Here is a 14,896-nt window from a genome sequence, read left to right on the forward strand (position 1 = left end):
TTGTCCTACAAAACCGCTCTAAATCAAGCGATACAGGCTATAGCGCTTGAACGAAAATGTTGGTAATTTTCGCCCCGGTGATCACCAGGAGTTCTAACAATGAAAAAAATGATGCTCAAAACCACCCTTGGCCTTGCCGTTACCTTGGCATCCACTCAACTCTTCGCCAGTGGCTTTGCCTTGAACGAACAAAGCATTAGTGGAATGGGCACTGGTTTCGCAGGTCGCTCTTCCGCTGCCGATGACGCCAGCACCGTGTTTGGCAACCCTGCCGGCATGTCGCGCCTCAAGCGCCAGCAAGTCACCGGTGGCTTCGCTGCCATTGATGCCTCCACCGATATCAACGATGCCAGCGGCACCCAGTCCGGCACCAACAAAGGCGACATGGTCCCGCTCACCGGCGTTCCGATGGGTTATTACGTCAAGCCTATCGATGATCAGTGGGCGTTCGGCCTGGGTGTCTACGCACCGTTCGGCTTGATCACCGATTATGAAAATGGCTTCCAGGGCGGCAACTTCGGCAGCAAGAGCGAAGTGAAGGTCGTCACGTTCCAGCCAACCGTCAGCTATGCCTTCAACGACAAGGTATCGATCGGTTTCGGCCCAACCATCAACCGTATTTCCGGCTCCCTGGAATCGGACCTGACCACGCCGCTGTCGCCTAATGACGGCAGCGTGAAGATCAAGGGCGACGACATCGGCTACGGCTACAACATCGGCCTGCTGGTCCAGGCGACCGACACTACTCGCGTTGGCCTGACCTACCACTCCAAGGTCAAGTACAAGCTTGAAGGCCACACTGAAGTGAGCCCGGGAGCGGGTACACCTGCCTTCCTGCTTGACAGCGGTCGCTACGATGCTTCGCTGGATATCACGACCCCTGAGTCGGTGGATTTTTCGGTCACCCAACAAATCAATGATGCCTGGACCGTCTACGCCGGTAGCACCTGGACTCGCTGGAGCCGCCTGAAAGAAATCACCGTGAACAATGAAGGTGTGACTGGCCCGCTGGCTCCGAACTTCTTCACCAGCATCACTGAAGAACAGAACTGGCATGACACCTGGGCCTACGCCATCGGTACCTCCTACCAGTTGAACAAGCAGTGGGTACTGCGTACCGGCCTGACCTTCGACCAGTCGCCGACCAACAATCAGGACCGCTCGCCACGCATTCCGACCGGCGACCGGACCATCTTCAGCCTGGGCGCCGGCTGGAGCCCGACAGAAGACCTGACCATCGACGTGGCTTATTCCTACCTCAAGGAAGAAAAAGTCAAAGTCGGCGGCAGCAATGCGCTCGGCCAATCCTACAACGCTGAATACGAGAACAGCGCCAACGGTTTCGGTGTCGGTGCAACCTACCGCTTCTGATGTTTCACGGCGAACCTGAACCACTCGCCACCTGAAGCAAAAAAAGCCCCGCGCTCTGCAAAGAGGCGGGGCTTTTTCGTGGCCCGCGATCAGGGCTTGGAAGCAATGGCCGCTTCTACCGCCTTGATGAAATCGGGATCGTCAGGCTTGATCCGGCTGGAAAAACTACCAACGACCTTGCCCTGGCGGTCCACCACGTACTTGTAGAAATTCCATTTCGGCGCGCCGGATTGTTCAGCCAAGTGCTTGAACAGCGGTATCGCATCCGCACCGCGCACCGGTTGTGGCTCGGTCATGGTGAAGGTCACACCGTAATTGACATAGCAGACCTTGGCGGTTTCAGCACCGTCCTTGGACTCCTGCTTGAAGTCATTGGACGGCACACCCAGCACTTGCAGCCCTTGGTCCTTGTAGCGCTGGTTGAGCGCCTCGAGGCCTTTGAATTGCGGGGCGAACCCACAGAAGCTGGCCGTGTTGACCACCACCAGCGGCTTGCCGGCGAAGCGCTGGCACAAATCAATGGTTTCCTTGGCCCGCAGCTTGGGCAACGAACCCTCCAGCAACGGTGGGCAACCGGCGGCCCAGACTTGCCCGGTCACAGCCAGCAACAGGGCGGGAACAGCAAACCAGCGCATCAACATGTCGATTTTCCTTAAAAGCACGTCAGACCACGACGTTACTCGCAGCGTCCGATGCCGTCCATTGTTCAGCAGTTGCCCATGCCCAGTTGCATCAAGGCCAACCCGCCCTGATGCCAGCCCCACCAGGCGAACGCCAGCAGCAGGCCGGCGCCAGCAGCGATCAACCACGGGCCGATGCGGCTCATGCTGCACTGGCCTGGACTTGCAGACGCGCCACCGGACGTTCACGTACGGGCCAGTTCAACGCCGCCGCCAGCAGGCTGAGCAGGATCGACACCTGCCAGATCAAGTCGTAGCTACCGGTGCGGTCGTACACCACCCCGCCCAACCAACCACCGAGGAAAGAGCCCAACTGGTGGAACAGGAACACGATCCCACCCAACATAGAGAGATTTCGTACACCAAACAGGGTCGCCACCGTGCCGTTGGTCAACGGCACGGTCGACAGCCACAGCAAGCCCATCGCCATGCCGAACAAGTACGCCGTCGTGGTCGTCACCGGTAGCCACAGGAACAAACCGATCACCACTGCCCGCAACAGGTACAACCCGGTCAACAGGCGTGGCTTGGACATGCGCCCACCCAGCCAACCGGCGGTATAGGTGCCGAAGATATTGAACAATCCGACCAGGGCCAGCACGGTGGTGCCGACGCTGGCGGGCAGGTGCTGGTCCACCAGGTACGCCGGCAAATGCACGCCAATGAACACCACCTGGAATCCGCAAACGAAAAAGCCCACCGCCAGCAACCAGAACCCGGAATGACTGCACGCCTCACGCAAGGCTTCGCCCAGGGTTTGCTCATGGCCGGCAACCGGCAACGGCGCGTCCTTGAGCATGCTCACCAGCGGTACGATCAACGCCACCAGCAGCCCCAGCGCCAACAACGCCGCCGACCAACCGAGCCAGCCGATCAGCCCCAGCGTACCGGGCAGCATGGCGAACTGGCCGAAGGAACCGGCGGCACTGGCGATACCCATGCCCATGCTGCGTTTTTCCGGCGGCACGGCACGTCCGACCACACCCAGAATCACCGAGAACGACGTGCCCGACAGGCCGATGCCAATCAAAAGTCCCGCGCTCAACGACAAGGACCATGGCGAGTCGGCCATGCCCATGAACACCAGGCCCAGTGCGTACAGCACACCGCCGATCAGCACCACTTTCGCCGCACCGAAGCGGTCGGCCAGCGCGCCGGTGAAAGGCTGCGCCAGGCCCCAGATCAGGTTCTGCAAGGCAATGGCAAAGGCGAACACCTCACGACCCCAGCCGAACTCGCTACTCATGGGCGCCAGGAACAGGCCGAAGCCATGCCGCACGCCCAGGGACAACGCCAGGATCAGCGCGCTGCCCACCAGGACCCAACCACAGGTACGCCACATCGATGTCATTCTTGTTCTCCGCTCGCGGGTATATACCCACTTATCATCGAACGAACCGGCTTCACGCCAGTTCATCCAGCAAGGCCAGCAAGGTCGCACGCTTTTCGGCGCCCAGCTTATCGATCAGTTTCTGCTGCGCCGCTTCCCACGCCGGCAACGCCGCCGCCAGCCGGGCCTGCCCCGTTTCAGTGAGCACGACAATGCGGTTACGCAGGTCGTCACCCTCGGCCAGCGCCACCAGCCCTTCGCCTTCCAGCACCCGCAGGTTACGCCCCAGGGTGCTGCGGTCCAGGCCCATGGCCTCGGCCAGGGAAGAAATACTCGGCTGGTCCAGGCGCGCCAGGTTGCTCAGCAAAGAATACTGGGCAACGTTGATCCCGAAGCCGTCGAGGGCGCCGTCGTAATACCTGCTGACGCCACGTGCGGCACGACGCAGGTTGATGCACAAACATTGGGAAGGAAGCATGGTGCGTGTATATACCCGTGATTGGTGGAATGCAAATTTTATTGAAGACTCGACCTGTCATGTCTGACAGGTTTCAGGCGGCTGGAATCGGGATATAACGAGACCGTGCCTCCAGCCCTGCCTCAGGGTCTGAAGATGGGTCGTGCGAACCATGCCATCAAGAAGTAGGAAGATTCCGCCACCCCCACGCCATCAATGATGATGAATGGGAGTTTCAGTCATGTACCACAGCACCGTATTTTCTGGACGTTCGTCGCCGTATCAGGGCCGCTTCCGCCCCACGGAGAGCAAACAATCGCAAACCATCCGCCTCACCAACCGGGAAAAGGAATTTCTGCAGTGGAGCGAGGCCGGCAAATCCTCCTGGGAGATTGCCGTTATCGTCGATTGCAGCGAGGCCAACGTCAATTACCACTTCAATAACATCCGCCGAAAATTCGGTGTCAGTTCGCGGCATCTCGCGGGGAAGATTGCGCGTGAACAGGGGTTGATCTGAGCGTTCTGAAAGTATCTCTCCCGCGGTCGGGTGTCATTTGACTCTGTCGAGGCTCTCATGAGCCTGGGTTCGGGTGAGGTTCAGCGAAAGCAAACATTGAACTCATGCTCAATAAGATCCGAAACTGGAAAGCGACAGCACAGTTAATCGCTTTCCAGTTCATAGACAACCATTTATGAGATTGAGCCCCTCCTAGGTATACATATCCTTGAATCTCCCACCTCTTGCAACCGTTCGAACACGCACGACCGTTTGGCGAATAGCAACACCGAATTCATAATCAAAACCCATTACGAGCTCAGTTGTTACTATTGGAGACCCATGTCCTGTCACACCAACCTGTTTTCCCGGCTGACTAAGCCTAAGAGCTTTTTCATATCTGTCAGGATATTGTCTTCGTCTGTATTCTATCCACGCTAGCTTATTCTTAGCTCTCTCAGCAGCCGTCAGATTCGGGCGCGCTGACTTATCGCTTTTTACCTTCACGCGGCGATTACTTGGTATAGCGCCTACAGCTCCCCTTCTGGGCGGAGGCTCGCCATTTCCTGGGATCTCTGTCACCAAGCGTACGGGTTCAGGTCTCGCCGCAGATACCTCGGATCCATCATATAGAGGGTTATACTTGACGTTTGATGGTGGCTGATCCGCGAGGAGTTTTCGATAAACACCCGCAGTCCCTGCACCTAAAACCGTATTGGTCTCAGCAGCCGCAGATTTTGATGTAAATCCAAATATTTTCTGTAAAAAACCAACAACACCGTGCCCCGTCGGATCCGTAAAACTAATCGGATCCCCCAGGCAATAAGTGTAGGCATTCAGCCCCCCCTCCCCAAACGGACTCCAACTGTCCGGGCTATGAAACCTCATCAACAGCGGATTGAACGCCCGATAACCATTACCCAGCAAATACCAGCCAGTCTCATCCCTGACTTCACCGTTGTAGCCTGGACGTGAAGCAACCGGTTGCGCCGCATCGCGATAGCCGTAGGCGGTATAGGCGATTTCACTCACCTCGCCACCGTCGACCTCCCTCAGCACGCTCCCGCGGTAGTCAGCGGCCAGCAATAAAGACTTTGGGAGCGCACCCTCCTGCCGCTCCGCGAGCGTCACCCCATCGGCCGATACATAAGTTCTGTTCTGTGTAGCACCGATCGAATTGACCGCTTTCCCATCGCGATAGAACTGTTGCTCCCGGTTGGCATCGCTACCGCTGGCCGACAACTGATCGCCGCCGTCATAAGCATAAAATCTGCTCCCGCCCGAGTCGGATGCGCTCACACCGACCAAACGGGACAGCAGGTCGTAAGACAAAGTCCGGCCTTCTTCGTCCTTGATCAGATTGCCGTTGGCATCGTATTCAAGTTCGATATCCGGGTAGTCGGCATGGCTGTTGACGACCCGTGTCAATTGCGTCGGATCCGGGGTGTTGTATTCAAAACGAGCCGTATTGCTTTCAGTCGCCTGGCCCTTGATGAAGGTGGTACGCACTTGTTCGTGATTATCCAAGGCATCAAAGAAGAACAGTTGCCGAGATATGTGGTTGCCAAGGGGGTCCACCGGCGATTGCGGGCCTTCACAGCGGTATTCTTCGAGTCGCCCGCGAAGTTCGTATCGATAGGTTTCATTGCGAAGTAAGGTTTCACCCTCGCTCGCCCCTTCACTCAACTCACGCTGCTCGATCTGGTCCAGCCCGTTCCAGAGCTGCTTCAACCATGACTTGCTGCCATTGAGATCGAACACGCGCAGTGTTTCACGCCCCAGTGCATCGTATTCAAGATCGATGATCGCGCTGCTGTTCGCACCATCCACGGTCGCGATACGCGCCGTCAGCCCCTGGTCGTTATAGGTAAAGTCACTCCTGATAGAGTGTTCGGAGCCCTGCTCCCCAAGCTGGGTATAGGCCAGCCGGCCATTGATTCGATCATATTCAAACGACTGAACCTGTCCCGTGACGTCGTGATAACGAATCAGCCTTCCGAGCCGGCTATGGACATAACTCATTTCATACGGATCAGCGACATCCACAATCGTGCGGGTTTCGGTCTTTACTTGCCCCTGAACGTCATAAGTACGGCCCAACTCGATATCGAGTTCTGACGAGCTGATGAGCCGTGCATCCTGCGAATCGTAGTCATAAATGGCTTTGATCGGCGTGGGATTCTCTTTCAGGCGGCTAATTGTTTCCTTGCCCGCCACCGCATTGCGCGAGAGCGGCTCATCCGTCAGCTCATAGGCATATTCGTAGTGGATGACATCGCCGCTGGGCTGGATGACTCGATTGGCCTTGCTGTAACTGGTGTCGTACTCATGTCGAGTGATCCGCCCTCCAGTCGTCGACTGGTTGATACGCTCCAGGCTGTCGAACGCCTGTGTACCCAACTCTGTGTTACCCACCTTGATCAACGTCGGCAGATCGCCACGGCTGTGGCCCGCGTATTCACGAACCACCTTGTCCATCGTCGGCAATGTGGTTTCAAGCATGCGATCGAAAACATCGTAAGTGTAGGACGTCTTGTACCCCGCTGCGTTGTCTTCCCGTACCGTACGGCCCAGGCCGTCATACAGATAGCTGTGGATACTGATTGAACTTCCAGCAAGATCGAAGCGCTGAATGCTCACCGGTTTTTCGAGACGGTTGGTGGTAGTGACGCTCTTGCCCATACCCTCCGTCCATTCCGTGGTGGTGAAGGCAATAGGATCTTCCACGGCATGTTGAGTCACGCCCGCCGCGTCAGTACTGCTGGACTGCTGCCCCCAATCGTCAAACGTATACGTGGTTTTCAGTGTCAGCGGGTCGACTTCCAGCCAGTCGACTTCCTGCTCTTCAATCAATTGATCCAAGGCGTTGTAGGTCGCCCGATAGACATCCCGATACGCGCCATTGGAGAAGTCGGCATCCTGCTGTTCTTCCCTGATCGCTCTGTTCAGCCCATCGAACCAAGTGCGGGTCTTGATCTTCTTGACGTTTTCGAGTTCCTGGAATGCCTGCCCGGTTGCCGGTTCCTGACCCTCGTCTGTCGGGCGGATGAGTCTGTAGGTATAGGTGCGCGTCGCCGCGTAGTCGGGATCACCGGGTGCGACAGTTTCCGTCAATACCCGCAACAAGGCGTCATAGGTCGTACGAATCCTGATGTCCTTGTCTTGGGTCAGCAAGGGTTCGCCGTTGAGTAGCGAGCGCTCGGCGCTGACCGCCTTGACCAGGTTGTCGTGGCCGGTAAAGGTCTCGGTCGTCGCGAACACGGTTTCACCGAGGAGTATTTCGTTGGCGTTATTTACTTGGTTATCTTCAGACTTTTCCTCATCCGTCTTGATCCTGTATGCATACCCCGTCGTAGAAACGTAATGACTGTCCTGCGCCAGCAACGTGACTGTTTTCAGGCTCTCGAGCCCATGGACCAACGGATCGGCAGGCGTATCGAAATAATCGATGTTCGTGCTCTCCAACAAAACGTCGGTCTGGCCAACGACTTGCTGCAAACATTCCTCGACCTTGGCGATCCAGAGTTCATTGATTTCGCTTCTATCCAGTGCTGGCAGTGTCCTATAGCTGTACCGGGTCCGTAGGGTCGGCGCACCTGCCTGCAGATCAGGTACCAACTCCGGATCCGTTGCAGGCGTTACCGTTGTTTGCTCGACATGCCTGACAAACCCGTATGGATCCTCGGGGCACTTACCAGGAACCCCGGCAGCCGGGTAGTAGGACGTCGCCTCGGTGACGCCACTGGCCTGAACGCTCAAGGTCTGGTTGCCGTGGATGTCATACTCGCTTCTCTCGATGTCTTCACGCCACTTACGCGCATCGTCCGTCAACTCCCAGCGGGTACTCACCTTTTTGGGCAACTGGCACTGGCGTGGTTGCGCATCGAAAGACAACGTATCGTCATCATCCGCGTAATAATGGGTTTTCTGTGTCTGCTGATGCGTTCCCTGAAGGGTTGTTTCCGAAACCAGCAAGTGGAAGCGATTGAACCGGCGCGTCACGCTGCGCACCGCGTCAGTCCCGACCATCAATGTTTCGGTGGATTCATACTCGTAGGCATCAAGTCGTTTATAAAGGTTATCCAGACCATCATCCGACCACTCTATGCCGCTGCCGTAGCCGAGGAAATTATGGCCATCCGTGCCATAGGTATACTTCACCGCGATGGAACGCTGGCCACCACCGGGATCGGTAATATGCTCGGTCACCCTTGGCAGCTTGCGTTGCTCGTTGCCGCTACCGGGAAAGCCATGACCCACATCGTTGTAATGAACAGTTTCATGGGCGCCAAAAGGTGTCCAGACAGCGCTGATGCAATCCAGGGTTTTCTCGGTGTCGTACTTGAAGCGCCAACCCGCATGCTCCGTTGTCGGTAATGTGATTCGATCGACACGATCACTCTTCATGTCCAGGACCACCTCGGCCAACGGCGAACCATTGACGGGCATAAAGCCTATAGTGACGGCCTGAGAGATGAGGTTGCGGGTGATTTGAAGCACCAGACCATTGCTGTCTCGAATGGCGCTGAGCATCGGCGCTCCAGAAGCGACAGTCACATATTCCAAGGTGATCCGGTGCCCTTGCGGGGAATACATTTTTACCGGCACGGCCACCTGCGGGCTGGCCCCCTTGGGCTCCAAGACTTCGACAAGCCCGGACTTGTGAACGATCTTGAACTGGTTGTCCGGCAATTGATAAAACTGAAAATCCTCGATTTTCTGCTCTTTCATCCGCATACGATTGGCAACGCCTTCGTATGGCCCGGTGACTTTGAATGTCTGCCCCGAATACACCGAGACAACTTGGCTACTTGGGGTGTACTGACTTAGCGCAAGGTTCCAACCCTTGCCATAACCGCTATTAACGGTATTCAACGGATTGTAGCTGAGCATCAACGGCACAGACGGACCACGCAAATAGTTACTGAAAAGCTCCGTCAATGATAACGACACGGTATAAAAGCCGGTCCGAGGATCTACACCAGTCTGGATAAAACTCATGAAATTGAAAGCATTGGAGTGCACAGCGGTGGACGCAGTCATCGTCAACTCCACATATAAATCAAAGTCAATTGAATATCGGCAATGCAACGGGTGTCGCACTGCCGCCCGACATAGTTTAATGCCCGTTCGTGTTGATCTTGCCTTTCATTGGGGTCATCTATCTTTCGATCGGCACTGTTATCGCCACGAACGGGTACACCTGATTGCTTCGGCCTGCGTTTTACTCACCCAGGTGATCAACATATAATCTATTGCGATCCGAGGTTCTAAAACCAATGGCAAGCTTGTGCGAATTACCTTCATCATCCGTCAAGCGGACATTCAATGTTTTAAACCTCAGCGGGTGTAACTTTACCCGCTGATCCTGTCGAATGCCGTCGGAGTGTTCACAGCGAAAAAGCCCGACTCGAAACACGCCTTCGGCCATGGAGTTCCCGGGTTCCATTTCGGTTTTGACTGGAATACCCAAGTTTTTGACCAGTTCGGGATCATAGTGCATGACATTTTCATCACGCAGCACTAACGGGTCGTTATACCCATAGCCGGTATAACTGAACATCGTTTCATTAGGGGCCGGGCTTTCCCATTGCACAATCGACTTCAACTCGCCAGGTATCTCGCCTACGGTCGCTATTTGGAAGTTGACCCCCACTTGACCATCACGGCGATAAGTCAGCGTCCAGTAATCCGTCGTCTTCATGAAATGGTCGAAGTCATAATCACTGTCCGGATCTGACCCACCGCCCCCCAATATACGCTTACGTGTCAAATTATAATTATCGATGTCGGGGGTCGGCTGGGGCTCGGGTTCCAGCGTAATAATCCCGTCCGGATGTCCCGGGTCTATGTTCGATTGCCAAGGGTTCCCCTCGGCATCGAGGAATAGTGCATAAAATCGGTCGGGTTGGGCGCTACGAGACACCATGAACACTCTCACCCTGTTCGGCAACTCTGCGCGGTCAGCCGGTGGGGCTTCTGCATCGCGAGAGCCCGGGAACGGTTTAAAACGGTTGGGAATTCGCGTTTGCGCCCACTGCGGTGGAGGCACAGGCGAATCATCTTCCTCCAAACCTTCTTGCAGCGCCTTCACCTCGCTAACCTCTTGGTGCGAATCGACGTAGTATATTTTCAAGGAATCTTCTTCCTCAAAGGTCAACCTCGCGCCATTGGTCTGGATAATCGCTTCGAGCGGCAATTGCTGATAACCGTTGGCGAACAGTTTCTTGGAGCGCAATGGCTCCAGGTCAAATCGACTGAGATCTGACCAGCCGAGTTCTGCATTGTGGGCTGCCAGTTTTACGATGCTGTAACCGGCATACACGAGCATGCCTGAAGCTGAAATTTCGCATCTGACAATGTCGTAACGTCGACGTGAGGTCGCAGGGGCGGTATAGACGCCATCATCAGTGACCGTCCCGTCCCCGATAACCCGCCAAGTACGCTCTACTTGCTCGGGGGCGCCTGACTTTTCCGTCAATGACAGGGTTGCAGAGCGCCCCACATTGCTGGAAAAGTTTGGCTCTATCTCCAGCGTGGGAGCCGCTCTCGTCAGCACCACCGTCGCTTCGACCGACTCACCCGTGTCATCCCCGACAACAATGGTGTCCACCACGGTGAACTCGGGCAATGCGAGCAACTTGTCGGCCGACGGCGGTGTATAGATCGCCGTATTACCTGTTGCGGACAACGTGCCATAGGCCGGTTGCTGCCATGTCAGCGTCGCACCGCTCAGCGCGGTCGCGACAAAGGTCACGGTATTCGTCTGGTGCCCCTCGATGCGTGACACGACCGCCGGAGAAATAGCCATTGACTGGGTAGTCACCAGCAACAAGGCCTGTACTTCGTAACTAAGCCGCGTTTGGGGGTCTACGTAGGACGCTGTGATGATATTGCGCACCAGGTCCTTGCCCAACTCGGCGCTGGAGACGGGCTGGTAAAGCCCGGTGGTAGGATTGATCGTACCCGCCGAGGTGTTCGAATTAAGACTCCTGACACTCCAGCTGACGTTCGTCGCCGTGCCATTCAGATAGGCCTTGTATTCAACGGGTACGCCGCCGGCCTTCATGACGTGAACCCCTGGCTCGATGGTCAGCGACGTTCTGGAGGGATCCAGGCTGCCGAATATCACCAGATCCTTGGGAACATGGCGGGAATGTTCCACGAACACATTTTTCTGTCCGGGAAACAACAAGCTTTGGATCAGCGCCAGTTTGTCTTCATCATCAGATTGGTCGACATACTCTTCAGCCAACACCATGGTCGCCGAATAGTCACCATCATCGGGAATCAAGTACGGAAAGCGTTCCGGGGACGGAATGTCCCCACCGTGGGTGCTGCCCCTAAGCTTGATCATGACCACCACGGCACCATCGGCCGCGTTTTTCGCACCCGTCACTTCGGCCCCGGGCGCCCGCTGGGTCAGCACAATGAAATTCGTCGGGGTTAAATCACTGTGCCCTTTCAGGTCGAGAATACCCAGCACATAAACCTGCCGCTCCGGCGGCAACGCCTTGAAACGCGCATCAAAGTACGCGCCTATTTTGGCTTGGCTGGCCGCCGGTCCCGCGAGATTGCAGGAAAACCGCGTCCCCTTGGACAAATCCAGCGTCACCCTGCCCAGGCGATCGACCACGCCCACCACCAACGAAAGATCCAGTTCCACGGTCAGCGTATAACCGTGAGCTTCGCTAATGTCGAATTCATACAACAAGCCACGGCTCTTCTCGTAGACGCTAAAGTTTCCGCCCAGAATACTTAACGTCAACTTTGCCCTGGAAGTATCCAGCCGCGCGGGTTCGAACGACAGCAGTGGTTTACCCAGCATGACATTCGTCATCACGCCATATTCGGTTCCCGAGTCATTGAGGTCCATGGTGCCGGAGAATACCGGCAGATAGCTGGTGCCATCGTATTTTTCCAGCCATTGCTGTTGGAGTATCCGATTAAGTCGCTCACGACTAAAGGCACACACCGCGCCCCATCCACGGGTAATCGAGCCCTCTTTCATTTTTTCAACAATATCGACAAGCGCGTTACTGGCCATTTTGATTGTCCTCAGCGAGTGAAGCGATACGATTCAAAAGCTCCTTGGCCTTCTCACGGGCTTCGGAGTCCTGGCTGGACTGTTCAAATTGTTCGTAGACGTCTTCCAGCAAACGGTTCAGTTCCTCAAGAGAGAGGTTTTGCGGAATTTCCGGTGCAGGCTTATCCGGAAGTGGTGCGAGCGGTAAAGGAAGAATGGTGAAACCATCGGCCCGAACCCAGCCCAAATCAATGAGCACTGTGATGAGTGCGAACTGACTGTTGGTCGTTTGACTGGCGGTGAAAACCCCAGTGTCTGGATCAATCGTCCCAGCATCTTCGGGTATACATCCCCATGTCGGTGGATCCGGTGGAGTACCGCCGCTTAGTTGGGGAATCAGCTTCACTTGATTGGCGGGCATCCCCGCAAAATCGGTACGTATAACGGCCGCAACAAAATGCTTGATGACCATCAAGGTTGTTTGCTCTTGATGGGTCGTTGTATCGGTAACAATGACCTTATCTATTGTAAATGAGGCGCCGGGTGCCGCGTGCTTCAGTGGCGCGTAGTAGGTGTTTTCGCCACTTTCAGCCGTTTCGTTAATACGACCGTCGCCCTCGACACGCCATCTCAAGGCACCACCACGGCTATGGGCCGAAAGCTTACGACTTTCTTCGGGTTTCCCGGTTTCGGAGCCATTACAAATCTCTATCAGCGGGTTCAGGGTTATTGCCCTGGCCACTACCGTGACCAGCGCCCTGCTGATATGACGGTCATTGCCGGTGCCGGGCCCGGTAGCAATGACCTTGACCCGCTTATAAGTCCCGTGGATGTCCGCCAATGCAGGCGCGGTGTAGTCACCCGTCGCTGGATCCATTCGCCCGGCGCCTGAGGCGTTGCCCTCAAGGTCCTCGACACGCCATGTGACGCCGGATACCGGTGGTTCTGTCTTGAAAAGGTAGGTCCCACCGTGAGTCAACATGACTTCTACAGGATCGATGGAAAACGTGGTCAGGCGAGGATCGATGGAGCCGAATAAAACCATTTCCCTCGTAAGGTGCAAGGACTTGAGTTGTACGGCATCTTCGTTGTTGAAAAACAGCGTGTGCAGAACGAATACATCGATATCCTCAAGCCCGTTGAACAGCGTCATCGACACATTAGCGACGTTTTCACCCACCCGATACTTGAAATCGTCGGACTTCATAAAATTTCGCACATCCTCAGGGAACTCCTCGAGCCCGAGGTCGGACACATTCAAATACGTTTGATACTCCTTCATTCTTACCTGGAGCCGACGCGAGGTTGAATCGATCGAAAAATTATAGGTGGCACTAAATCCGAGGCCCATGGAAAACTCTTTTTCCCCATTCAGATAAAACTTCATCCGAAGAAATACATCTTCGCCACCCATACCCACTTGAAAATAGGGTTCACCACCATCAAGCTGGTAAAGCGTCATGGTGAGCAGGTCATCAGCATTTATATAAATCGGGAGCTTATAACCGTAAAAGGTCAAATACCTGCTGCCTACGATGACTTGAAACTCCGGAATTTCCAGGAAGCCTTCGGTGCCTTCTTTAACTTTTATTCTATAAGTGAAGCCTTTGTTATCTGTCTCACCCACGAACTGAGCATTCGGCGAGTTAAACGCCCGGGCCGTGCCTTTGCCGATAATGCCGTGCATGAAAAAGTGACTGCCAAATATCATCATTGCATCGAGATCAGGCCGATCACTGGGCAAGGGATACAACCAGTCCTCGCCTGGTGTTCCGCCCTGCACTTCGTCATCCATGGCGATACGTACCTCAACGGCGCCGCTGCCGAAGTTCGCGGCCCCACGCGTCGCCGCGCCCTCTTCCATAACGGTGCGTAGTTTGAATTTCTGAGGTTTCATGAACGCCTGGGTGGTGGTCGCCAACGTCCCCAGGGTAAACGTCCGCCGTTTCTGATCGGCCTCCCTGAACTTGCGCTTGAAGAAGGCCCCGGCCATCCGGCGCTGATGCTCGATCCGGTCGCCCTTCACTTCCCAGATGTAGCGTTGGGAACGAGGATCTCCCAAGTCCAGCACCACCTCGCCATCCTCGCTGACGGTGCCCTGGATGTCTTTCAGTTCGACCCTGTCGGCCACCAATGTCGGATGATCCAGCGGGTCGAAAGAGCTGATTCTATTGACTTGAGGGAAGCTGAGTACGTCATCCAACGATATATCCTTACCTCCGACAACGGCCATGCTCATATTGACTTCGGCCGAGTTCAGGTCAGGGTTGTTCTCGAAACTCAAGCGTGGCGCGTCGGTGACGTAGTCGATCAACCAACTCCACACGGACTCCGATGAGCCGTAGGATTCACTGATTGGCGGCATCACCGAATGCTTGTCGTGTTTTTCGATGTATTCCTGCAACAGTAACTGGTTGCACTTGTCTCGGTCATAAGCCACCAGCGCACTCCAATCATCCGTCCGAGGTTTGAGTGCGGCCCATTCCAGATATTGCTCGAGCGTTTTTTTTGGTGCGGCCATGATGTTCATCCTCTT

8 protein-coding genes are annotated in these 14,896 nt (G+C 55.5%); 2 read left to right on the top strand and 6 right to left on the bottom strand.

Annotation, left to right across the window (positions count from 1 at the left end; all coding sequences use genetic code 11):
- The first annotated feature begins 99 nt into the window (after positions 1-99).
- Positions 100-1,371, top strand: a complete 1,272-nt coding sequence (locus Q7F16_RS15775; RefSeq protein WP_014339718.1) for an OmpP1/FadL family transporter — start codon at positions 100-102, stop codon at positions 1,369-1,371.
- A gap of 89 nt (positions 1,372-1,460) precedes the next feature.
- Here Q7F16_RS15775 and Q7F16_RS15780 read toward each other — a convergent pair whose 3' ends face one another.
- The 3 genes from Q7F16_RS15780 to Q7F16_RS15790 form a co-directional block, all read right to left on the bottom strand.
- Positions 1,461-2,012, bottom strand: a complete 552-nt coding sequence (locus Q7F16_RS15780; protein WP_014339719.1) for a glutathione peroxidase — start codon at positions 2,010-2,012, stop codon at positions 1,461-1,463.
- Positions 2,013-2,193: 181 nt separating this feature from the next.
- Entirely contained in the window at positions 2,194-3,402 is a 1,209-nt protein-coding gene (locus Q7F16_RS15785; protein WP_079305506.1) for an MFS transporter, read from the bottom strand.
- A 52-nt stretch (positions 3,403-3,454) separates the two neighbouring features.
- Positions 3,455-3,859, bottom strand: coding sequence for a MarR family winged helix-turn-helix transcriptional regulator (locus Q7F16_RS15790; protein WP_003204618.1), 405 nt, complete (start codon positions 3,857-3,859; stop codon positions 3,455-3,457).
- Between the two features lie 220 nt (positions 3,860-4,079).
- On the opposite strand from Q7F16_RS15790, the gene Q7F16_RS15795 reads away from it, so the two are divergent.
- Entirely contained in the window at positions 4,080-4,355 is a 276-nt protein-coding gene (locus Q7F16_RS15795; RefSeq protein WP_014339722.1) for a helix-turn-helix transcriptional regulator, read from the top strand.
- Positions 4,356-4,547: 192 nt separating this feature from the next.
- Here the strand turns inward: Q7F16_RS15795 and Q7F16_RS15800 are convergent, their stop codons facing one another.
- The 3 genes from Q7F16_RS15800 to Q7F16_RS15810 all read right to left on the bottom strand — a co-directional run bounded on the left by Q7F16_RS15800 (position 4,548) and on the right by Q7F16_RS15810 (position 14,890).
- Positions 4,548-9,377 carry an RHS repeat-associated core domain-containing protein gene (locus Q7F16_RS15800; RefSeq protein WP_409557033.1) on the bottom strand — a complete coding sequence of 1,610 codons (4,830 nt, stop codon included), beginning with the start codon at positions 9,375-9,377 and terminating at the stop codon, positions 4,548-4,550.
- Between the two features lie 181 nt (positions 9,378-9,558).
- Positions 9,559-12,381 carry a hypothetical protein gene (locus Q7F16_RS15805; protein ID WP_409557032.1) on the bottom strand — a complete coding sequence of 941 codons (2,823 nt, stop codon included), beginning with the start codon at positions 12,379-12,381 and terminating at the stop codon, positions 9,559-9,561.
- Positions 12,371-14,890, bottom strand: a complete 2,520-nt coding sequence (locus Q7F16_RS15810) for a hypothetical protein (RefSeq protein WP_409557031.1) — start codon at positions 14,888-14,890, stop codon at positions 12,371-12,373. Before Q7F16_RS15810 ends, Q7F16_RS15805 begins: the two co-directional genes overlap by 11 nt.
- Between the last annotated feature and the right edge of the window lie 6 nt (positions 14,891-14,896).

The organism is Pseudomonas sp. Lb2C2 (assembly GCF_052112205.1).
Lineage (GTDB): Bacteria > Pseudomonadota > Gammaproteobacteria > Pseudomonadales > Pseudomonadaceae > Aquipseudomonas > Aquipseudomonas kilonensis.

Bases quoted from the DNA above. Each gene is read 5' to 3' on its own strand.
- Q7F16_RS15805 (WP_409557032.1), bottom strand. From the start codon at position 12,381: ATGGCCAGTAACGCGCTTGTCGATATTGTTGAAAAAATGAAAGAGGGC.
- Q7F16_RS15790 (WP_003204618.1), bottom strand. From the start codon at position 3,859: ATGCTTCCTTCCCAATGTTTGTGCATCAACCTGCGTCGTGCCGCACGT.
- Q7F16_RS15785 (WP_079305506.1), bottom strand. From the start codon at position 3,402: ATGACATCGATGTGGCGTACCTGTGGTTGGGTCCTGGTGGGCAGCGCG.
- Q7F16_RS15810 (WP_409557031.1), bottom strand. From the start codon at position 14,890: ATGAACATCATGGCCGCACCAAAAAAAACGCTCGAGCAATATCTGGAA.
- Q7F16_RS15775 (WP_014339718.1), top strand. From the start codon at position 100: ATGAAAAAAATGATGCTCAAAACCACCCTTGGCCTTGCCGTTACCTTG.
- Q7F16_RS15780 (WP_014339719.1), bottom strand. From the start codon at position 2,012: ATGTTGATGCGCTGGTTTGCTGTTCCCGCCCTGTTGCTGGCTGTGACC.
- Q7F16_RS15800 (WP_409557033.1), bottom strand. From the start codon at position 9,377: ATGACTGCGTCCACCGCTGTGCACTCCAATGCTTTCAATTTCATGAGT.
- Q7F16_RS15795 (WP_014339722.1), top strand. From the start codon at position 4,080: ATGTACCACAGCACCGTATTTTCTGGACGTTCGTCGCCGTATCAGGGC.